Here is a 20,881-nt window from a genome sequence, read left to right on the forward strand (position 1 = left end):
ACGTCAGGAGATGCCGAGGAGCTTCCCGCTCTTCGCCAGCTCGGGATCGGTGCAGGACGCCAGATCGAAGCAGCAGGGACGGCGTTTCCCTGACTCCAACTTCGAGATCGCAACCTCGACGCGGCGGGCACGAGTCTCAGCGTTCTTCGTCGCCTGGATCCATCTCACCCATTCCCACCGCGCCATCGGCGTCAGGCTCGCCCAGACCTCGGTGAGTTCGGGTGCGTCTTCGAGGGCTGCCCCGAAGTCATCGGGGATCGAGGTCTCCGGCCATTCCTTTGTAGGAGTCAGCGACACATCCACTTCATCGTCCACCTTGGCATTGAGCGCTGCAGACAGCTCGTTGGTGACATTGATCCAATGTCCGCGCATGCCGTCGGGCTCGACCACCGTAGTGAAGTCCACACCGCCCGCCGTCCCCTGAGCGGCAACCTGCCCGCGGGAGGGCAGCTCCGCGCTGGCCTCGGCGGGCAGGCGCAGGATGGTCCTCTCGTTGATGACCTCCAGCGTTGCGGAGAACTCGATGGCCGTGGGTGTGTTCGTCTTCGTGCTCATGGTCACCAGAATAGCGCCCCACCCGGCAGGTGACTTCTTGATTCCTGACCGGTTGTGGCGCCACCTGTGTTCGGATCATCCCAGCTGTGAGCCCACCCAGTCGGGCGAGGCACATCGGATCTGCCCGATGCGTTCACTCACCTCTGTGGGGAAAGGGACGGTCGTGCCCGATTCTTGGTCCACATGCAGGGCGACGATCTCCTCAGTGGCCACGAGTTTCCCCTCGACTCGCATTTCGTAGGCCAGGTGCAGCTTCTTCGCCCCCGCCGCGACGAGAGTGGGCGTGACCTGCAGCTTCTGGCCGAGGCTGACCTCGTCGAGGTAGCGGATGTGGGATTCGACGGTGTAGAGCGAGGTGGAGTGCGCCTCCCGGTATGCCTGGTCGAGGCCGATCTGGTCCATGACCTGGTTGGTGGCGAAGCCGAAGACCAGGACGTAGAAGGCCTCGGACATGTGGCCGTTGTAGTCGATCCACTCAGCGACGACCTGGGTCTGATAGTCATCAAGCTCGCTCGGCTCGCTGTTCCCAGGAGAAGCCGTATCCGGGTGCACTGATCCTGCCGGGACATTGGTCGCCGAGGTGGTTCGGGCCTTGGTCTCTCGCGTGGACTCTAGGTCGGCGGTGAGCCTGCGCAACGCGATGATGCCCGCATCCCGGGTGGCGATGAGGTCGGGAATGGTGCTGTCTCCTGCAGCCACATCACAACCGGCCACGACATCGTCACGCAGCTTCTGGGTGAGCTCCGGGGCCTCGAGCCGTGTCCAAGGGGACTTCAGCGACGGACCGAAGTGGTCGAGCATGTGCGCCATCCCGCCCTCACCGCCGGCCAGGTGGAAGGTCAGCATCGGTCCCTGGAAGGGCCAGCGGAGACCGGGACCATCGGTGATTGAACGGTCGATCTGCTCGACCGTCGCCTCACCCTGGTCGATCATGTGCAGGGCCTCTCGCCATTGCGCCTCTTGAAGACGGTTGGCGATGAAGCCGGGGACCTCGTGGTCCATTCTGATGACGGACTTCCCGACGCGAGTGTAGAACTCGGCCGCCCAGTCGACAGCCTCGACGGCAGTGGACTCTCCACCGACGACCTCGACGAGCGGAATGAGGTACGGCGGATTGAACGGATGCCCGACAACCAGGCGCTCGGGATGCTCGGCATCGAGTGCCATCTCGGTCATGCTGTAGCCCGAGGTGGAGGAGCCGATGACCACATGTTCGTCACACACCGCATCGATGCTGGAAAGGAGGCTGCGTTTGAGTTCGAGGTTCTCCGGGGCGGACTCCTGGACGAATCCGGTTCCGGCGACCGCCTCGGCGAGGTCGGTGTGCACCGTCCAGGCGTCCTTGTCAGCACCTGCGACCATGTCGAGTTCGGCCAGGGCAGGCCATGCCGCGTCGATCAGGCGAGTCAGCTTCTCGGCCGCATCAGGTGCCGGGTCCCAGACCTTGACGGTGAAGCCCTGAGCGAGGAAATACGCTGCCCAGCCCCCGCCGATGGTGCCGGCTCCGATGCAGGTGACCGTGGTGATCGACTCGATGTCAGGATAGGACGGAGCAGTGATCGCCGCGCTCACAGGTCGAGTCCTGTCACCATCGGCGTCTGCACGCGCAGATCAAGGATCTGGCGAGCCTCGTCAGGTGTGGCGACGTCGGCGCCCAGGCCCTCGATGATGTCGACGGCACGTTCGGTCAGTGACGCATTGGTGGCCTTGACCCCTTTGGCCAGGTACAGATTGTCCTCGAGTCCGACCCGAGCGTGGCCTCCGGCGAGCACGGATTGGGCCACCCACGGCAGCTGATTGCGACCGATGGCGAAGGACGTGAATTGGGCACCTGTCGGGAGCATGTTCACCATCGCCGTCAGCAGTCCGGCATCGACCGGTGCGCCGTAAGGCACTCCCATGCACAGCTGATACAGCGGCGGCGGGTCGATGAGACCCTCTTCGACGAGCACATTGGCGAACCACAGGTTGCCGGTGTCGAAGATCTCGAGCTCGGGTCGGACCCCCAGAGTCTGGATCTTCTTCGAGCCTTCACGCAGCATGTCGGGCGTGGACACGTAGATGTTGGAGCCGTCGCCGAAATTCAGCGAACCGCAGTCGAGAGTGCAGATCTCAGGCAGAAGCTCCTCGACATGGGGGAGCCGCTCCAAGGCATTGACGAGATCGGTGCCCGGCATCTGTGTTGTCGGATCCTGAGGGTCGACGACGAGGTCTCCGCCCATGCCTGCGGTGAGGTTGATGACCGGGTCGACATCGGAGGCGCGGATGAGGCGGACGACCTCTCGGTAGTGGGCGACCTCGCGGGAACCCTGCTTGGTGTCGAGGTCGCGGACGTGGACGTGCACCACAGAGGCTCCGGCCCGAGCTGCGGCGATCGCGTCGTCGGCGATCTCCTGCGGAGTGACTGGAACGTGTTCGCTCTTGTTCGCTGTATCGCCGGCGCCGGTGACGGCGCAGGTGAGAATGACCTTGCGATTCATGATGACTCCTCATCAGGGTTGGGTTTGACGATTGCGCGTTTGAGGTAGCTGGACAGACGGCGCCGGAATGTCGCGGGGTCCATGATTCCGGTGAGTACTTTGACTCCGAGTCCGTCGATCAGCGATGTCAGCTCATCGGTCATGGCGGTACTGTCACCGTGGCGGAAGAGACCCTCTGACTGACCTGCTTCGATGGTGGAGCGCACGGTCTGGGACCAGCGTTCGTAATGCGCCGGATAGTCAGAGCTGTAGGGGTCTTCAAGGCCGAGCCTGGCCCAAGTCTGGAGCCAGATGGACCACTCGCTGCGTGCGGTGCGGCCGATGGGAGACTGCAGTTCGAGCAGGCGTTCGAGCCGGCGATGTGGGCTGGGAATCTCTCCGAGCCAGGCGACCTGTCGATCGAAGGCGAGTTTGACCGAGTAGTCGAGTGCTGCGTCGAAGAGATCGGACTTGCCGTTGAAGTAGTAGTGGATGCTCGCGTTCGAGACTCCCGCGGCTTCGGCGATGTCGACGATCCGTACGGTGTCGTAGCCGTGGCGGGCGAAGAGGTCCCATGCGGTCTCGACGATGAGCCTGCGCGGTGAGGAGCCCGGGGGCGGTGTCGGTGCCTGGTCAGAACCGGTTTGGAATCGCAGGGGAGTCGCGGACACCTGTGATTCGTCACCGAGCAGCCACCTGACAGTCACTCCTGTCGCGGTGGCAAGACCGAGGAGCTCTGCGGTGCCGAATCTGCGCCGACCAGACAGGGACTTCGACAGTTTGGTCTCATCGATTCCGATGCTTGCGGCCACATGTCGCTGAGACAGTTCGCTGGCGCGCAGCGCCTCTTTGGCACGCTGCGCAGTGATCCCGCCTTCGCTGGTGTCGGCGTCTTTGCGATCCGTCATGGCCGCCAATCTATCGTCTGCATGCGCAAATCGCAAGCAATGCTGATGTGTAATCAGAACTTGCGATTGTTGACGTTGAGCATGAACCGCCAGATTCGGACCTAAAGGAGCGCGACGAGCGGCAAGTGAGCGGATATTGTCGAAGGGATGAACGAACCAGCTGCTGCCACCTTCACCAGGAGGACTCCATGACCGACAATCTCCACTCTCGAATGCACGTCGTATCCGATGAGACCCGAAACCTTGTCAACCTCGTCCTCGACTATTCGCGACGACGGACCTTGGCAGTCGACACTCCGCTCGACCATCCGACGACAGAGACTGAACTCAAACGACTGGCCGGGCCGACCATCACCGAAGACGGTGTCGGTTCGTCTCGCGCACTGGCGATCTTCGAGCACATCTTCGCTCCGGCCTGCATCACCACAGACCACCCGAAGTACCTGTCCTTCATCCCGAGCGCGCCGACGAAGGCCGCCGTGGCGTTTGACCTGGTGGTCTCCGCGAGTGCGCTCTACGGCGGGTCGTGGCTCGAAGGTGCGGGCGTCGTCCATGCCGAAAACGAAGTGCTGTCATGGCTGGCTGGCGAGTTCGGACTGCCGGAAAGCGCCGGCGGCGTCTTCGTCCAAGGCGGCACGATCGGCAACCTGTCTGCCCTCGTCGCGGCTCGTGACGCTCGCAAGGCCCAGCTCGGCGATGAGAAGCCGGGTCGCTGGGTCATCGTGTGCAGTGCCGAAGCGCACTCCTCGGTCGCTTCAGCGGCCGCTGTGATGGACGTCGATGTGGCGCCTGTAGCGACAGGTGACGACGGCATTCTGCGCCCCGAGGGCGTGCGAGCCGCGCTCGAAGAGCACGGCAACGCCGTCATCGCCGTGGTTGCGACCTCGGGTACGACGAACTTCGGCACCATCGATGACATCGCCGGGATCGCGGCGCTCAAGGATGACTACGACTTCTGGCTCCACATCGATGGAGCCTATGGGCTGGCAGCGATGCTCTCGCCATTGGCACGCCACAAGTTCGCCGGAGTCGAGTCCGCCGATTCCGTCATCGTCGATCCTCACAAGTGGCTGTTCGCGCCCTTCGACGCCTGCGCACTCATCTACCGCGACCCTGACCTGGGACGGCGAGCGCACACCCAAAGGGCCGAATACCTCGACACACTCACCGAGTCCCAGGAGTGGAGTCCCTCCGACTACGCCATCCAGCTCACCCGCCGTCCGCGTGGACTGCCCTTGTGGTACTCGCTGGCCAGCTATGGTGCCGAGACCTATCGTGAAGCCATCAGCCACTCGATCGAACTGGCAATGCAGATCGGCACAGAGATCAAGAAGCGGCCGAATCTCAGACTCGTTCGTGAACCCGAGCTCTCGGTCGTCGTCTTCGAACGCGATGACTGGACTCGTGAGGACTATCAGCGATGGTCAGACCGACTGCTCGAGGATCAGCGGGCCTTCGTCGTGCCCAGCTCGCACCAGGGTCGGCCCAACGCCAGGTTTGCCATCGTCAACCCGCTGACGACTTTCGAGGATCTCGTCGACATTCTCGACACGGTGGAGTGACGCCGGTTCGTATGCAGTGAGACTGTTCCCTATGCGGTGACACCGTTCCGAGTCGTGGTGTGGCCCAAAGCGTGGACCCGGCCGACGCCGTCTTGCCGTAGTACCGCCTGTGCCGGAGTTCAGTCCTTGGTCTGCTGCCGGGGCCTGAGCTCGACGGTGAATGTGGGCAGGAGGAACTGCGTGATCGGTCCGATGGACACCGCATAGAGCGCGGTGCCGAGCCCGAAGATGCCGCCGAGCAGCCAGCCGACGATAACCACGCTGACCTCGATGAGTGTGCGCACCAGACGGATCGACCTTCCGGTGACCCGGGACAGGCCGGTCATCAGGCCATCGCGTGGGCCCGGCCCGAACTGCGAACCGATGTACATCGCCGAGGCGACGCCATTGAGGATGATGCCGCCGATGAGGAGGGCGATGTTCCACCACAGTTCATCGGGCTGGGGCAGGAACAGCCGCGTGAGGTCGAGCGAGGGGCCGATGAGGAGCGCGTTGAGCACCGTCCCGAGCCCAGGCTGCTGTCTGAGCGGGATCCAGATCAGGAGGACGAGGAACGAGGTGATCGTCACGATGGTGCCGAAGGTCAGAGGCAGGTGCTTGATGATTCCGGAGTGGAGTACGTCCCAGGGCATCATGCCCAGGCCCGAGGTCACGATCATCGCCATCGAGGCGCCGTAGAGGTAGAGACCAAAGATCAGCTGCGGCAGACGACGGGGGAGTCGACCGCTCTTGAGCTGTTGGATGGGACCGATATTCGCAAGTTCGCGTTTCGGTACGGGTGCTGATGACATCGTTGGTCTTCCGGCTCGTTCTGGCTGATAATCCCATCATGTCTTGAACTGGTCTTGTATTAAAGGTCCAATTGAAACAAAGTGGTCGTATCTCCACCGCTTCGGTGGACGAGTCATCGACACAGCGAGGTTGGTATGAGTACACCAGTGATGAGCGGGACCCGATTGGCAGGCATCATCGGCACCGGACCCTGGCCCGGGCCAGCCTATGATGCGCTGACGACTCGGATCTCGCGTGCCATCGGCGATGGTCGCATCCCGGTCGGAGCCCGACTGCCCAGTGAGCGAGAGGTCGCCGCCGCGACGGGTCTGTCTCGGACGACCGCGACCCGTGCCTTTGCGAAGCTGCGTGAACAGGGCTTCGTGCACACCCGTCGGGGCTCGGGCAGCGTGGTCCGGCTGCCGGAAGTGCCGGGCGGACGAATCGATCATCTTCTGACCCCGACAGGATCGAACGAGGCGGAGATCGACCTCACGTGCACCGCATCGGTGGCACCGCCCTGGCTGCTGGAAGCCTACGAACGTGCAGTCGCCAACGTCCACGCCTATCTGCCCGGAACCGGGTACTACCCCTCGGGGCTGCCCGTGCTCAGGGAGATCATCGCCGAACGATTCACCGCTCGCGGAGTCCGCACCGATCCCGATCAGATCCTCATCACCTCCGGCGCCTTCGGTGCCGTGGCCATTGCCGTACGGGCTCTCAGCGAGGGGCGGGGCCGGGTGCTCATCGAGAGTCCCACCTACCCGAATGCAATTGCGACTCTCGAAGGGGCCGGAGCCTCCCTGATCCCCTATCCGCTCGAGCAGGGCCCCGACGGACACCACTGGGACATCGACGCCATGGATCACATTGCGCGCCAGACCCGGGTGCGCTCGGCCTATCTCATTCCCGACTTCCACAATCCCACCGGTGCGCTTCTGCCCGAAGAGCAGCGCCCCAGGCTCGGTGCGATGCTCAGACGCAACGCAATCGTGCCCATCTTCGATGAATCCCTGGTCGAGTTGGGCCTTGACGGTGATCCGACACCGACGCCGATGGCAGCCTTCGTGCCCGACTCGATCACGGCCGGCAGCACCAGCAAGATCTTCTGGGGAGGACTGCGCGTCGGGTGGCTGCGAATTCCCACCCACCGCATCGACTCCATGGCATCTACACGGTTGAGCCTCGATCTCGGGGCTCCGGTCCTCGAACAGCTCGTCGCCGTCGAACTCATGCGCGACCATGATGCGATCGTCGATGAATACCGGGCCAAGCTGCGCGCGGCCAGGGATAGTCTCGCGGCCCAGGTTCGCTCTCATCTTCCATCGTGGGAGGTCATCGTGCCCGGAGGAGGAATGGCTCTGTGGTGTCGACTGCCAGAGGAGCGCTCGGGTGCCCTGGCCATCGCGGCACGCAACCACGGGCTCGGACTGGTCTCCGGACCGAATTTCGCCCCGGCCGGGGGACTGGACCGATGGATCCGACTGCCGTACACCGTATCCGAGACGGATCTGGACCAGGTCGGCTCTCGTCTGGCTGCTGCCTGGGACGATGCTCTGACGTTCACCGACCGTGTCCCAGCCGGGCGGACCCGGACCGTCGCCTGAACCGTCTGAAGGCCTGGGGGACGGGCGTTGGGTACCATGAGGTCATGGACCAGGACACAGGCGACGCCGAGGCGCTCAATCACGACGAACGGTATTCGACGGCCACGACCGTCGAAGACTTCAGGATCAACCTCGCCGAGGTGAACCGGCGCATCGAGTCCGCCGCCGTTCGAGTGGGCCGGGACGCAGCAGAGGTCGAGCTGCTGCCGGTCAGCAAGACGGTCCCGCAGGAGAGGATCCGGCAAGCCGTTGCAGCCGGCTGTCACAAGCTCGGAGAGAATAAGGTGCAGGAGGCCTTTCGAAAGTCAGGCGAGATGGCCGACCTTGACATCGATTGGGCCGTCATCGGCCATCTGCAGTCGAACAAGGCCCGTGACGTGGCGAAGTTCGCATCCGAGTTCCAAGCCCTCGACCGCCTCAAAGTGGCTGCTGCTCTTGACCGACGGCTCCAAGCCGCGGGACGCAGCCTCGATGTCTACGTCCAGGTCAACACGTCCGCCGAGGAGTCGAAGTTCGGAATGCCGCCGGAGGAGCTGCCCGGTTTCCTGCGCGAACTGCCGCAGTTCTCGGCCCTGAAGGTCCAGGGGCTGATGACTCTCGCGATCTTCTCCTCAGACATCGCTCGTGTGCGTACCTGCTTCCAGCGTCTGCGGACCCTGCGGGATCAAGCCCAGGACACCAACCCCGAGCTGATCGGTCGGGGAAGCCTGTCAATGGGCATGTCCGGAGACTACGAGGTGGCTATCGAAGAAGGAGCGAACTGCGTCCGGGTGGGTCAGGCCATCTTCGGCAAGAGGGCACTGCCCGACAGCTACTACTGGCCAGAGAACAGTTGACTCCTGCGCTGTGCTCGCGTCACTGACCAGACACCAGGTTCTCTGGTACCTCATCGCCATCGGGGCAGGAGCTCTCATCGGTCTTGGCCTGCCGGGGGCATCACCGCTGGCCGCCGCTGCGATCACCCCCTGCCTCATCGCACTCCTGTTCGTGACCTTCCTCGACATCCCCTTCGATGCGGTTCGAGACTCCTTCACCGACGTGCGATTCCTCGGAGCTGTTGCCCTGGCGAACTTCCTCATCGTCCCGCCCGTCGTCGCCGGACTCCACGCCGTGATACCTCTGAGTGACGAGCTCGTAATACCCGTCCTCATCGTCCTGCTCACCCCCTGCATCGACTACGTCCTCGTCTTCACCCGACTGGCCGGGGGAGACCACGTCCGTCTGCTCGCACTGACCCCGGTGCTCATGATCGTTCAGATCATCCTGCTGCCCGTCTACCTGTGGATGATCCTCGGCGGCACCGGCGTAGGTGCGATCACTCCCGGACCAGTCATCACCGCGCTGCTCGTCTTCATCATCATCCCGTTGGCAGCCTCCGTCGTGGCGCGTGGACTCGCCCGCCGATCGACGCTCGTGGAACGGAGCATCCACGCAGCCTCACAGTCCATGGTCATTCTGATGATGGTCACCCTGGCTGTGATCGCTGCGGCACAGGTCCCGCTGATCACACCGCACCTGTTCGACCTGAGCGGTGCCATCGCGGCATTCGTCGTGTTCGCCCTCGTCATGACCGGTCTCGGATGGTTCATGGCTCGCACGATGTCGCTGCCGGTGGGAACCGGACGCGCCCTGGTCTTCACCGCGGTGACGCGCAATTCGCTTGTCATGCTCCCGATCGTGCGAGCCATCACCTCTGACGGACTGGGCCCGGCAGCCGTGGTCGCACAGACGTTCGTCGAGCTTGTCTTCATGCTCATCCTCGTCCGTGTGGTCCCACGCATCCTCCCCGGAACCGTGGTGTCCGAAAACCGCTAGTATTGTCCCGATCTGGGGAGCAGAATGGTCATATGCTCACCACAGATCAGTGCTATCAGGCAGTAGCCGGGCGCGACAGGCGCTTCGACGGAATGTTCTTCACTGCCGTGCGCTCAACCGGCATCTTCTGCCGCCCGTCGTGCCCGGCGAGAACGCCGCTGCGTAAGAACGTCGATTTCTATCAGACGGCAGCTGCGGCCTCGGATGCCGGATTCCGGGCCTGCAAACGGTGCCGCCCGGACGCCAGCCCGAATTCTCCCGAGTGGGACACCCGAGCTGACATCACGGCTCGGGCCATGCGACTCATCCAAGACGGACTCGTCGATCGGGCAGGAATCTCCGGGCTCGCCTCGGCGCTGGGATACAGTTCACGCCAGCTGGGTCGAGTGCTCCAGTCCGAACTGGGGGTCGGCCCCCTCGCCATCGCCCGGACCGAACGAGTCCGGACTGCCCGCACCCTGGTCGAATCCACGCCGCTGTCCATGAGCGAGATCGCATTCGCCGCCGGATTCTCAAGCATCCGTCAATTCAACGACACCTTCCGTGCCGTCTATTCGTCGAGTCCCAGAGATCTGCGCGACGGTCGCAGCGAACCTCGCAGGGGGCAGGACATCGTCGTTCGTCTCGCCTACCGTCCACCGCTGGACCACGTTCACCTGTTCAGATATCTGGGATTGCGTGCGATCGCCGGCGTGGAAGACGTCAGCGATGATCACTACACCCGCTCGCTGCGTCTCGCCCACGGGGCAGCCGTCGTCACTCTGGTCCCGGGGTCCGGAGACTTCATCGAATGCCGCCTCCGCCTGGCCGATACCCGCGATCTCGGCAGCGCAGTGGCCCGGGCACGACGAATCCTCGACCTCGATGCGGACCCGACCGCGGTGGCAGCGACGATGGCAGCCGCCGGCCTCTCAGAACTCGTCGACAGGTACCCAGGGATTCGGTCCCCGGGAACCGGTGACCCGGTCGAACTCGCAATCCGCACGGTCCTGGGACAGCAGATCTCGGTCACCGCCGCACAGACACACCTCAACCGCCTGGTCACCGCCTACGGTCAGCCGCTGCCGGAGGACCTGAGAGTCGGCACTGTCGACCGAGTCTTCCCGACGGCAGCAGCCATCGCGGAGGTTCCGGACGAGCACTGGTCACTGCCGGGCCGCAGGATCGAGACTCTCCGCGCGCTGAGCGCAGGGCTGGCAGACGGTTCGATCAACCTGGGTCCTGGCTGCGATCGGGAAGAAGTCAACGACAGCCTCCTGGCACTGCCCGGCATCGGACCCTGGAGCCTCGGCTACATCCGAATGCGCGCACTGGGAGACCCCGATGTCCTTCTCGGCTCAGACCTTGGAGTCAAAAAGGCGCTGGAGTCGCTCACCAGTTCAGAACCGACGTCGACCTCCTGGCTCCACAGGGTTGACCGATGTCGACCATGGCGGTCCTACGTCACGCATCTGCTGTGGGCCCATCATTCGCAAACACAATCACGAACACAGATACACGATCAGAATCGGAGAAGGCAATGACGACAGAGATGACACGCCCCACCACGGACACTGTTCGCTATACGGTCATCGACTCGACGTTGGGTCCGATCCTGCTCACCTCGGACGGTGCACATCTGACCGGACTCTATCTCGATGACTTCGACACAGTCCTGGAACGACTGGAGGCGAAAGTCGGAGTCGCGCCGGTCCTCGACGACGACCTCACACTGTTCGCCACGGCAGATAAACAGCTGGGGGAGTACTTCTCCGGCACCCGCACCGACTTCGACCTTCCCTTGGCACCGACGGGTACCGAGTTCCAACGCACGGTCTGGCAAGCACTGACGACGATTCCCTACGGCACAACCGCCGGATACGGAGAACTCGCGGCGTGGATCGACAGACCGACAGCGGCACGGGCGGTGGGAGCGGCCAATGGCCGGAACCCGATCAGCATCATCGTTCCCTGCCACCGGGTGATCGGAGCGAACGGCGCTCTGACTGGCTACGCCTGGGGTGAAGAGAAGAAGCGGACGCTGCTCGATCTTGAAGCCAGCCACTGTGTGAGATTCAGCGGTACATGGCGGTGTTTTTTCAACTTTTCGTGGCAGTACTGAGTTCACGATCTCCACATGCGTCTACGGACTGTTCGGCGAAAAATGAGCGTCGAGACTCTCTCGCCCTGCTCGATTGGACAGCCTCAGTCGTGAAAATCTTCAGGCTCCTTCGGGATGCGTTTGTCCATGAGACAGAACCTATTTCCTTCCGGATCGGCGAGGACGTGCCAGCTCCCTGACGGAGCTACGTCTGTTCGCTTCGCACCTAGGGACAAGAGCCTCTCGAGCTCGTCCGCTTGACTGCGGTCAGTCGGACACAGATCGAGATGTAGAGTTCCATTTACGGGAGTATCGTCCGAGCGATCGAAGAGAATCGTCGGAGCATTCGACGCCCCAGAGATAGCGACCCCCGTTTCATCCTTGGCCGAAATTTCGTATCCGAGTGCTTCGCACCAAAATCGGCTCAGCCGATCTGGGTCCTGGGCCTTGACTACGAGGTCCCCAATTCGACTGGTCATGGGCTCACCCTACTTGGAGCCTGAGGCGACGATACGTAACTGCATGGTTGGAGTCTGTTCTCAGAGCATGGCGAACGAGCGGCCGCTGCGGTGGAAACACCAACGGAACTGTCGTGCGAATCGACGTCACTTCACTGCCGCCATCACCGAAAGCGCTTGCGTGGAGGCTGGACCGATAACGGTCGTTATCTGGGGTGCGATCAGAGGTGTTCGTGACGTCCAGCACGAGACCCAGCGCATCGGCACTCTTCCTGGTGGACATCGTTATCTCGGGCTGTCCATCAGGCAACGTGTCTCCCTTACCGCTCCGGCTTCGATGCCCGTAGTCGCCCGAGGGCGTGTTCCAGTTGTTTCCGGAGTCGCTGGTTCTCGGCGGTGAGGTCTCGGACGCGCGCGTTGGCGACTTCGAGGCGGCGTAGCAGGGAGGCGTCGGTGGAGCGTTGCGATGCCGGGAGTGGTGCACCGGCTGCACCTTGCTGGGAGTCGCGGAGTCCTCGGATTTCGGCGCAGAGGTCGGGCTGGGTGTAGAGCCACGACCGTGAGACCTGCGCCTTCTGCGCGACGATCTGGAAGGTGACCGGGCCGCCCTCGCGGTCGAGGTCGCGAAGGGCCTGGGTGGCCTTGGCATGGGTGGTCTCGTGGCGCCGCTGGGCGGCGGCGATCAGGTAGTGGCTGTTATCGGCATGCATCAGGTGCTTGCCTCGCCGCTCTGGTCGTCCTCCAAGGCGGTGATGATCTGGTCGAGGTTTCCCAGGACCTGCTGGTTCATCTCGATCAGTCGTTGCTGGCCATGGGCCTCGGCAGCGGTGATGATCTCCACGGTCTGCTGACGGTGCTGGCGGTGTTCGGGCAGGAACTCGGATGTGGTGATGAACATCGGGCAGCTCAGGCATGCGTTCGCGTGCGGGCAGGACTGCTGGACCGGCAGTCCGCAGAAGCCGTTGGGCAGGGCCTGGGTGGCTCGTCCGACTCGCTGTTTGGCCCAGGCCGCCTCGGCCAACTGTCCGTCCGGGTCGAGGGTGACGGTCTCGCCCTTGATGTTGATCTTCCGCGCGGCTTCCCAGTGCCGGCGGATCGTGGTGTCACTGAGGCGGGCATAGTGGGCGGTCATGACGTGGGAGTCGTGGTCGAGAATCCGCCGGACCACTTCTTGGGGGACGTCGCGGTTGATCAGCCTGGTGCCCAGCGTGTGCCGGAAGCTGTGCGGGACGACGCGAACCGGTTGCCCATGTTCGTCACGGACATCGCAGCGCTTGAGCCAGCGGTGCAGCGCCTTGCGGTAGACCCCGTCACCGAGAGGCTCCTGGCCGTCGTCGTTGTGCGTGACTCGCGGGAAGAGCACCGGCGCTCCGCCTGGCCACCGAGCGTGAAGGCGGTGTCGCTGAGCAGCGATGGCCTCGGCAAGTTCAGCGTCGATGGGCACGAGGGCTTCGCGCTTCATCTTGTGATTGAGGTAGCGCAGGTAGGGTGCCCCCTCGCCGTCGTAGACGATGCAGTCGGTCGGCAGGCGGACGGTGTCGGTGATGCGCAGCCCGCAGCCCATCAAGATCAGCGTGATCAGTTCGTAGGTCGGGTTGTTCCATTTGGCGAGGTTGTCCGGGTTCTCCAGCTGCGCCATTACTGTTTCGCTCAGCGCGCGCGGTTGCCGGATGGCTTCCTTGGGGAAGTCCTCACTGAAGAACATCACCGTCGAAGGCAGGGAGTCGTCCCAGCCGTGCTGCCGGATGGTGGTGAAGAACAGGTTCAGTTGGCCGATCAGCATGCGGTGCTTCACGGTGCCTGAAAACCGTGCATGCAGGTCAGCGAGGTACCGCTCCAGCACCTCCCGGCCCAGGTCTGCCTGGCCCTGGACGGCAGGTGCCGTGTCCGCGAGGAACTGCCCGAAGTGCGTGATCGCCCGTGTGCCGGAGGAGACGCTGACCACACCGAGGCCCGAGGCCAGGCGCCACCGGGCCCAGCGTTTAGCCAAGGCCTTCAGCCAGGGCTGCGGGATGTCCTCGAAGGTGATCCGGGCGAGCCGCCGATCATTAATGCCGAGCTCACGCAGCCGCCAGACGTCCCTGCCGTACTCAGCGTCCCAGGCACTGGCTTGACGGGGCGTCCGTCGTTGCTCGCGCCCGTTCCTCGATGGCTGTTTGGGCACCAACGGGCTGGGCGTGCTCACAGGCGTACCTCCCGGTCGGTGAACCATCCCGCTGCCTCCAGCGCCTTGCGGGCGTCCTCGGCGCTCAGGTGCCCGTAGACGGCCGCGGTGGTGGTGATGTCAGCGTGGCCCAGGAGCTTGGAGACCACCTCGATCGGCACACCGTCGCGCAGCATCCGGGTCGCGGCGGTGTGGCGGTACCAGTGTGGATCGAAGTCGATCCCGGTGCGCCGGCGCAGCCGCTTCACCAGGTCATGGACGGCCGTGTAGGTCAACGGGCGGCCATGCGGTCGGCCCCACAGGTTCACGAAGACGTAGTCGGAGTCCAGATCGCCGTACTCCAGGTGAAGGTAGTCGGCGTAGAGCCGGACCAGCTCGGCGCTGACCGGGATCGTCCGCTGGCTGCGCGACTTCGAGCGGGCGCCGTTGTCATTGACCCGCGACCGCACCGTGATCTGGGACTCGGCAGCGGCGATGTCTTCGTGCCGCAGCCCCAGCGCTTCCCCGATCCGCATCCCGGTGTCGAACAGCACCGCGAAGAGGAACCTATCCCGCAGATGATCACAGCCATCGAGGATCGTCTGCGCCTCGGCGGCGGCGAGCACACGGGGAAGCTTGCGCTGCGTGCTCAGCACTACGGCACGCCGCGGATTTGGGGTTCCCTTGCTGATGTGGTGCAAGAACGGCTTCCACCCCGAGCCCCGGCCGCCGACCGACTGCCACGTCCTCAACAGCTCCCCGAGGTCGACGCCGTGGCGCGCCGCGTGCTGATAGAACGCGCTCACCGCGGAGAGCTTGCGGTTGACCGTCGACCCGGTGCAGTGGTGCTCCACCGACGGCAGGACGAGTACCGTCCCATCGCGCAGCTGCGGTGGGCGGCGCAACCAGGCGACGAACTCGGCGACGTCCTCCAATCGCACCTCACGCCAATCCATGGTCTGGGCGCCGAGGAACACGAACCAGTCCTTCAAATCATGGGCGTAGGCCTTGACCGTGTTCGGCGACCGCTCGATCTGCGTCAAGTACGCCAGATACCGCTCGATCGGAGCGACCGGTGCACCATCCCCACCCAGCACCGTCCATGACTCCACGCCATCGACCGGGGAAAGCACGCGCTGCACGGTCAAGTCATTCGCCTGCGAATTCAACATGTGGTATTCGATTGAAAGTGGCCTCGACCGTTCCCGGAGTGGGCTTGTTGCCAGAACGCCGGTGCTTGGAAGGGAGTGCCGAAAGTTGCACTGATGGCCGCCGCCGGCATGTGTATGCGGTGTTCAAGGAATTTCCGGCAGTTTGGTTGGGGCTCATGAGCGGTGCTCACCGAGCAGAGCAGTCTTGTGTTCAATTACCCAGTCGCGAAAGGTCCGGGCATCTTGACCAGTTACTCGTCGTACTGTCTCTTGCGGGATTTTCGCGGCCTCGGGAGGATTGGTCTTCATCTGCGTCATGAAGTCGATGTCGTCCTCGGAGAAGCCGTATGACCGCCACTGCCCCTGCACGTCCTCGGTGCGGAGCGGGATAAGGTCGACAGCCTTACCGGTGACATCCTGAATAACGTCGACCCGTTCGCGGACGGTGAGCGCCTCTGGGCCGGTGATCCACAGCGTCTCCTTGTGGTGGCCTCCGTCGACCAGGACGTGGGCGGCGACGCGCGCGATGTCGGACTCGTGGACGACGGTGCTGGGCACGTCGACGAATCCCTCTTCGATCCGCCCGGCGCGGAACCCGTCGACCCATTCGAGCATGTTGGCCATGAACTCGACCGGGGCGAGCGAGGTCCATTCGAGCGAGCTGGCGGCGACGGCCTTCTCGATCGGCGACGCTTCGGTGTCGCCGGTGAGCATGGTGACTCGGGCAGCACCCGCCTCCTGGAGTCGGGCGACGATTGCCTCGCCCTCCGTGATGGGGGCGTAGTCGTCGCCGGCGAAGGTGATGAGGTGTGCCGCCGTCACGCCGTCAAGGGCTGGGCCGAGGGTGCCAGGGTCTCGCAAGTCGCCTTGCACGACCTCAACGCCGTCGGGAAATGACGCGTTAGCGGGGTTTCGCGTGAGGCAGCGGACTGCGGCGCCCAGGTCGAGCAGGTGCTGAACGATGTGGCCTCCGACAGTGCCGGTTGCGCCGGTGATGAGAATGGTCATGAGTTCCTCCTGGTTAATTCGGTTGGTTGGGTTAGCGGATGTGCGAGTTGACGTATGAGCGGGTTGCCAGCGGCACGAAGATCAGGAGCAGCAACAGACTCCACACGACGCCGGCGATCACGGGGTACTGCAGCGGCAGGACATTGCTGATGGGAGCCGCGTCGGGCACGTTCCCGAAGAGTTCGCGCACGCCGGTGACGACGGCGGAGACGGGGTTCCATTCGGCTGCGATCCGCAGCGGTGCTGGCATGCCCTCGGTCGGGACGAATGCCGTGGATATGAACGCGAGGGGTAGCAGGATCAACATCGACACGTTCGAAAGCACCTCGGGAGAGCGCACCTTCAATCCGATCCAGGCGGAGACCCAGGAGAGCGCGTAGGCGAAGAGCAGCAGCAGCCCGAACCCGGCTGCGGCCTCAAGTGGCCCGGTTCGGATGCGCCAGCCCATCGCGAGGCCGACGAGCGTCAGGAGAACGATGACGATGAGATTCATCACCAGGTCGCTGTTGGCCCGGGCGGTGACGACGGCGACGGGCCTGACGGGGAGTGAGCGGAAGCGATCCATCATGCCCTGTTTGTTGTCCATTGCGAGCCCGATGCCGGTGTTCGTCGAGGTCATGAGCATGGTCTGCGCAAGGATTCCGACGAGCAGGTACTCTCGGTAGGCGCTTCCGTTCATCTCCATCGCGCTGCCGAAGACGAACGCGAACAGCAGGGCGAACGCCACGGGCGCTGCGGTCGCGAATACCACGATGTCGGGATTGCGAAGGCTCTTGAGGATGTTGCGATGGGTCAACGCACCGAGTGTGTTCACCGAGGTCATCTCACTCACTCCTTTCGGCGACCGCCACACCGGCGGCGGAAGGGCTGCCGGAATCCCGGGTGAGGGCGAAGAACACGTCATCGAGCGTCGGCTGTTGCACCGAGATCCCTTCGATCGCCACGCCCGCTTCGGTCAGCGCGTTGACGCACGGCACGAGCTTCCGTGCGGCTTCGGGTGTTCGGAACGTCAGATGACCGTCGCCCGCGGTGACATCCGCGTCGCTGCCGTTCAGCAGTGCCTGCACTGCGTGCACCGCTGCTCGCCCGTCCTGCTCGGGCGAGGCCAGTTCCACCTGGACGCGGTCGCCGCCGAGACGACCCTTCAGCTCATCGGGGGTTCCCAGCGCGACCTGTCTCCCCTCGGCGATGACCAGGACATGATCGGCGAGGACGTCGGCCTCTTCGAGGTACTGCGTCGTCAGCAGCAGAGTCATGCCGCCTGCCACAAGCTCCTTGATCATCTCCCACAGGCCCTGCCTGCTCGTCGGGTCCAATCCGGTCGTGGGTTCGTCAAGCACCAGAACCCTGGGGTCACCGACGAGGGCGCACGCGAGATCGACACGCCTGCGCATGCCACCGGAGTGCTGACCGACGCGCTTGCGCGCATAGGAGCCCATGTCGAAAGCGTCGATGAGCTGGTCAGCTCGACGCCGTGCGTCTGCTTTCGAATGTCCGTAGAGACGGCCGACGAGCACCAGGTTCTCCGCCGTGGAGAGGTCTTCGTCGACGGCCGCATACTGACCAGAGAATCCCGTGAACTGCTTCACCTCGTCAGCGTCTTGGACCACCGACCGACCGAAGATCCTTGCCTGTCCGCTATCGAGGCGGTAGAGACCCGTCACCGCTTTCACCGCCGTGGTCTTGCCCGAGCCGTTGGGGCCGAGCACCCCGAGGACGGTGCCCTCGTCCACGGTGAAGCTGAGGTCGTCAAGCACCGTCTGCTCGCCGAACCGCTTCACCAACCGTTCCGCTTCTATCGCTACAGTCACCCGTACTCCTGTTCTCTGATGGGCTGGTTCTGCGGCACACGGGAGTGTGTTCCGCCGCTGAATCCATCGTGGAGTACGTTGTGGCCATTATGTGTCCACAAGGAGCATAGACTGTATGCGTGACGACAAGCACCCGCATTCTGGAGCTACTAGGCCTCTTGCAGACCCGCCGCCATTGGGGCGGCGGGGAGCTGGCGGGGCGACTCGGCGTGAGTCAGCGCACGCTGCGCCGAGACGTCGACGGGCTGCAGGAGCTGGGCTACCCGGTCATCACGACCCGCGGTACGGGCGGTGGCTATCAACTCGGTGCCGGCGCGGCGTTGCCCCCATTGGTGCTCAATGAGGACGAGGCTGCTGCCACCGTCATGGGTCTCAAGGGCGTGGCGACGGGCAACCACGCCGTACCAGCGGACGCGGCGATCAGTGCGATGGCCAAGATCGTCCAAGTCCTGCCAGCTCGCATCCGAGGCCGAATCTCCAGCCTGGCGACCGTCGCGGCAGAGGCCGGCAATGAGGGCGCCACCCTCACCGACGTCACCGCGCTCACCACGGTCGCACTGGCCTGCCGAGACTCGGACACCCTCACGTTCGCGTACGAGAGCAATCGCTCACCGCGAAGCCTCCGAGCCGCTCAGCCTCATAAGGTCGTCACCGTCGAGAACCGTCTCTATCTCGTCGCGTGGGATATCGACCGTGGGGATTGGCGCACATTCCGCGTCGACCGGATCACCGACGCGCGGCGAACGGGGAAGCGATTCGCACCTCGACACCTGCCGATCGATGACCCGGTCGACTACGTCCGCTCCCAGCTCGGCTCGATGCCGGCTCGGTATCGCGTGCACGCAACTGTGCACGCGCCCGCCGAACGCGTCCGCGAGGAGATTGCACATTATGGCGTGGTCGAATCGCGAGACGACGACTCCTGTGACCTCTTCCTCGCAGCTGAATCTTTGGACTGGGCTGCGTTCTGTCTCTGCGCCATCGACGCTCCTTTCATAGTGCACGGGCCACACGAGGCCATCGAGCACCTACGCCAATGGGCAGACCGGCTCCGCAACGCCTCAAACGCCACCAAACGCCCTGAACCCACGAGAGGAAGACGCCCCTGATCGAACCGTGGGAAAGGCGACGAGCACGCAGAGCTCCCACTGACGGGCGACTTCGGATTCTGAAAAGGAGCATTACGACACATGACTAAGCGTCAGCCCGAGCGAGTCCAACCCCTCGGCGCGGGGGAGCTTTCCTATCTGACAATGCATAGACAGCATCTTCTTGCCCCGGCGCCGCTCTCGCCCATCGAACTGACCCAGCATCTCGTAGGGCTTCAAGCACAGAATCCATGGTCGTGGTACGCGGGATTCTTCAGACGTATTGACGGCGTGCATCCCGAAGCAGTGAGCAGCCATCTCGAGGATCGCAGCCTTGTGAGGATGTCCGCGATGCGAGCAACCATCCACCTCATGACTCCGGAAGACGCTGCTACACTCCGCTCCCATACCCAGATCGTCCACCAACGTACAATGAAATCCAGCTTCGGTCGCGACCTTAAAGATGTGAGCGTCGATGACGTAACCGTTCGCGCCCAGGCACTCCTTGAGGAGCGGCCCTACACCCTGAAAGAACTCGGCGTAGCACTCGGCCGAAAGTGGCCCGAAACAAGACCAAGCTCTCTGGCGATGGTCGCCCGGTTCATGCTTCCGCTAGTACAGGTCCCTCCTCGCGGGCAGTGGGGGCAGAGCGGGCCGGTCGCATACACGACGCTAGACACGTGGGTCGGTCAGCGGATTGAGCCACGGCATTCCATTGAGGAGGTGATTCTGAGGTATCTGGTCGCATTCGGCCCAGCCACGATCATGGACTTCCAGATTTGGTCGGGACTCACCAAATGCAAACCGCACTTCGAAAACCTCGAGGAAGGTATCGTCCAGCTGCAGAGCGATCGTGGGCAGACTCTCTACGACCTCAACGCGATTGAGCGACCAACTCCTCAGACCGGAGAAGCTCTCCCCGTACGGTTCCTCTACGACTACGACAACCTTCTCCTTGCCTATAAGGATCGAAGTCGGTTCATCACCCCCGCCTACAGCGAAATGCAACGCATGCTCGACGGGACCACACTTCAAGCTATTCTCGTCAACGGAAAGACCGTGGGGATGTGGGCACACAAAAAGGGTAGGCAATCATCGCTTTTGGAAGCGCGGCTATGTGAGCACCTGTCGAGAAACGACCTTGATGCCGTAGAGAACGAAGCCCACGAGTTCGTCAAGTGGCTCGAGCCAGACATCAACTCGGACGTTCGAATACACTGCGCGCAACCGTGACGCTCAGGGAGCACGCGACCTCAAAGCTTGGGTGTCAAAGAATAACCGCCACACCGAATCTCCTGCACACGGACAGCATCCACGACACAAAATCCCAGGTCAAGATGAATATCCGTCTTGTTGGGGGCCGTCAATCGTGAGCTCGGGGGCCAGTTGCATGATCCCGCGATCGTGGACTTCGGGTCCAGCTATGGCGTTCGTGGGGGCCACGACTTATAAGCTCCTTTCACCG

At 63.5% G+C, this 20,881-nt stretch carries 20 protein-coding genes; 8 read left to right on the forward strand and 12 right to left on the reverse strand.

Annotation, left to right across the window (positions count from 1 at the left end; all coding sequences use genetic code 11):
* Positions 1-3: 3 nt before the first annotated feature.
* From BAUR9175_RS10040 to BAUR9175_RS10055, 4 genes are all read right to left on the reverse strand, one after another.
* Positions 4-555 carry a YdeI/OmpD-associated family protein gene (locus BAUR9175_RS10040; RefSeq protein ID WP_069600076.1) on the reverse strand — a complete coding sequence of 184 codons (552 nt, stop codon included), beginning with the start codon at positions 553-555 and terminating at the stop codon, positions 4-6.
* Between the two features lie 75 nt (positions 556-630).
* Positions 631-2,127: a 3-hydroxyacyl-CoA dehydrogenase NAD-binding domain-containing protein gene (locus tag BAUR9175_RS10045; RefSeq protein WP_069600077.1), complete on the reverse strand. Its 1,497-nt coding sequence runs from the start codon at positions 2,125-2,127 to the stop codon at positions 631-633.
* Positions 2,124-3,035, reverse strand: a complete 912-nt coding sequence (locus tag BAUR9175_RS10050; RefSeq protein ID WP_009884191.1) for a beta-keto acid cleavage family enzyme — start codon at positions 3,033-3,035, stop codon at positions 2,124-2,126. Before BAUR9175_RS10050 ends, BAUR9175_RS10045 begins: the two co-directional genes overlap by 4 nt.
* Positions 3,032-3,922, reverse strand: coding sequence for a TetR family transcriptional regulator C-terminal domain-containing protein (locus tag BAUR9175_RS10055; protein ID WP_009884192.1), 891 nt, complete (start codon positions 3,920-3,922; stop codon positions 3,032-3,034). Before BAUR9175_RS10055 ends, BAUR9175_RS10050 begins: the two co-directional genes overlap by 4 nt.
* 188 nt (positions 3,923-4,110) lie before the next feature.
* On the opposite strand from BAUR9175_RS10055, the gene BAUR9175_RS10060 reads away from it, so the two are divergent.
* Entirely contained in the window at positions 4,111-5,484 is a 1,374-nt protein-coding gene (locus tag BAUR9175_RS10060; RefSeq protein WP_009884193.1) for a pyridoxal phosphate-dependent decarboxylase family protein, read from the forward strand.
* Between the two features lie 119 nt (positions 5,485-5,603).
* On the opposite strand, the gene yczE is transcribed toward BAUR9175_RS10060, so the two are convergent.
* On the reverse strand, positions 5,604-6,275 hold the full coding sequence (gene yczE, locus BAUR9175_RS10065; RefSeq protein WP_069600079.1) for a membrane protein YczE: 672 nt from the start codon (positions 6,273-6,275) through the stop codon (positions 5,604-5,606).
* 135 nt (positions 6,276-6,410) lie between these two features.
* Between yczE and yczR the strand changes: the two genes are divergently transcribed.
* The 5 genes from yczR to BAUR9175_RS10090 are packed head-to-tail and all read left to right on the forward strand — an operon-like array spanning position 6,411 to position 11,778.
* Positions 6,411-7,862, forward strand: coding sequence for a MocR-like transcription factor YczR (gene yczR, locus BAUR9175_RS10070; RefSeq protein ID WP_029417403.1), 1,452 nt, complete (start codon positions 6,411-6,413; stop codon positions 7,860-7,862).
* A gap of 44 nt (positions 7,863-7,906) precedes the next feature.
* Positions 7,907-8,698, forward strand: a complete 792-nt coding sequence (locus BAUR9175_RS10075) for a YggS family pyridoxal phosphate-dependent enzyme (protein ID WP_009884196.1) — start codon at positions 7,907-7,909, stop codon at positions 8,696-8,698.
* Positions 8,699-8,708: 10 nt separating this feature from the next.
* Complete coding sequence (locus BAUR9175_RS10080) at positions 8,709-9,677, forward strand: arsenic resistance protein (RefSeq protein ID WP_096146471.1); 969 nt, start codon at positions 8,709-8,711, stop codon at positions 9,675-9,677.
* A gap of 32 nt (positions 9,678-9,709) precedes the next feature.
* The gene (locus BAUR9175_RS10085) at positions 9,710-11,200 is read left to right on the forward strand and encodes an Ada metal-binding domain-containing protein (protein ID WP_009884198.1); all 1,491 of its coding nucleotides are present in this window, start codon (positions 9,710-9,712) and stop codon (positions 11,198-11,200) included.
* Positions 11,197-11,778, forward strand: coding sequence for a methylated-DNA--[protein]-cysteine S-methyltransferase (locus tag BAUR9175_RS10090; RefSeq protein ID WP_226830318.1), 582 nt, complete (start codon positions 11,197-11,199; stop codon positions 11,776-11,778). Before BAUR9175_RS10085 ends, BAUR9175_RS10090 begins: the two co-directional genes overlap by 4 nt.
* Positions 11,779-11,861: 83 nt before the next feature.
* Here BAUR9175_RS10090 and BAUR9175_RS10095 read toward each other — a convergent pair whose 3' ends face one another.
* From BAUR9175_RS10095 to BAUR9175_RS10125, 7 genes are all read right to left on the reverse strand, one after another.
* On the reverse strand, positions 11,862-12,236 hold the full coding sequence (locus BAUR9175_RS10095; RefSeq protein ID WP_069600082.1) for a VOC family protein: 375 nt from the start codon (positions 12,234-12,236) through the stop codon (positions 11,862-11,864).
* A gap of 299 nt (positions 12,237-12,535) precedes the next feature.
* Positions 12,536-12,925, reverse strand: coding sequence for a DUF6262 family protein (locus tag BAUR9175_RS10100; protein ID WP_096146472.1), 390 nt, complete (start codon positions 12,923-12,925; stop codon positions 12,536-12,538).
* Positions 12,925-14,400, reverse strand: coding sequence for a tyrosine-type recombinase/integrase (locus BAUR9175_RS10105; RefSeq protein WP_240513739.1), 1,476 nt, complete (start codon positions 14,398-14,400; stop codon positions 12,925-12,927). Before BAUR9175_RS10105 ends, BAUR9175_RS10100 begins: the two co-directional genes overlap by 1 nt.
* Positions 14,397-15,500: a site-specific integrase gene (locus BAUR9175_RS10110; protein ID WP_257944309.1), complete on the reverse strand. Its 1,104-nt coding sequence runs from the start codon at positions 15,498-15,500 to the stop codon at positions 14,397-14,399. Before BAUR9175_RS10110 ends, BAUR9175_RS10105 begins: the two co-directional genes overlap by 4 nt.
* Before the next feature lie 183 nt (positions 15,501-15,683).
* Complete coding sequence (locus tag BAUR9175_RS10115; protein WP_096146473.1) at positions 15,684-16,517, reverse strand: SDR family oxidoreductase; 834 nt, start codon at positions 16,515-16,517, stop codon at positions 15,684-15,686.
* Positions 16,518-16,548: 31 nt separating this feature from the next.
* A complete protein-coding gene (locus tag BAUR9175_RS10120) occupies positions 16,549-17,340 on the reverse strand; it encodes an ABC transporter permease (protein WP_096146474.1) in 792 nt (263 codons plus the stop codon).
* A 1-nt stretch (position 17,341) separates the two neighbouring features.
* Positions 17,342-18,328 (reverse strand): ATP-binding cassette domain-containing protein, encoded by a 987-nt coding sequence (locus BAUR9175_RS10125; protein WP_096146475.1) that lies wholly within the window; start codon positions 18,326-18,328, stop codon positions 17,342-17,344.
* Between the two features lie 119 nt (positions 18,329-18,447).
* Here BAUR9175_RS10125 and BAUR9175_RS10130 point away from each other — a divergent pair, with 119 nt between their 5' ends.
* Both BAUR9175_RS10130 and BAUR9175_RS10135 read left to right on the forward strand, forming a co-directional pair.
* Positions 18,448-19,437: a helix-turn-helix transcriptional regulator gene (locus BAUR9175_RS10130; RefSeq protein WP_096146476.1), complete on the forward strand. Its 990-nt coding sequence runs from the start codon at positions 18,448-18,450 to the stop codon at positions 19,435-19,437.
* An 81-nt stretch (positions 19,438-19,518) separates the two neighbouring features.
* Positions 19,519-20,649 carry a winged helix DNA-binding domain-containing protein gene (locus BAUR9175_RS10135; RefSeq protein WP_096146477.1) on the forward strand — a complete coding sequence of 377 codons (1,131 nt, stop codon included), beginning with the start codon at positions 19,519-19,521 and terminating at the stop codon, positions 20,647-20,649.
* The last annotated feature ends 232 nt before the right edge of the window (positions 20,650-20,881 follow it).

The organism is Brevibacterium aurantiacum (assembly GCF_900169065.1).
Classification (GTDB): Bacteria; Actinomycetota; Actinomycetes; order Actinomycetales; family Brevibacteriaceae; genus Brevibacterium; species Brevibacterium aurantiacum.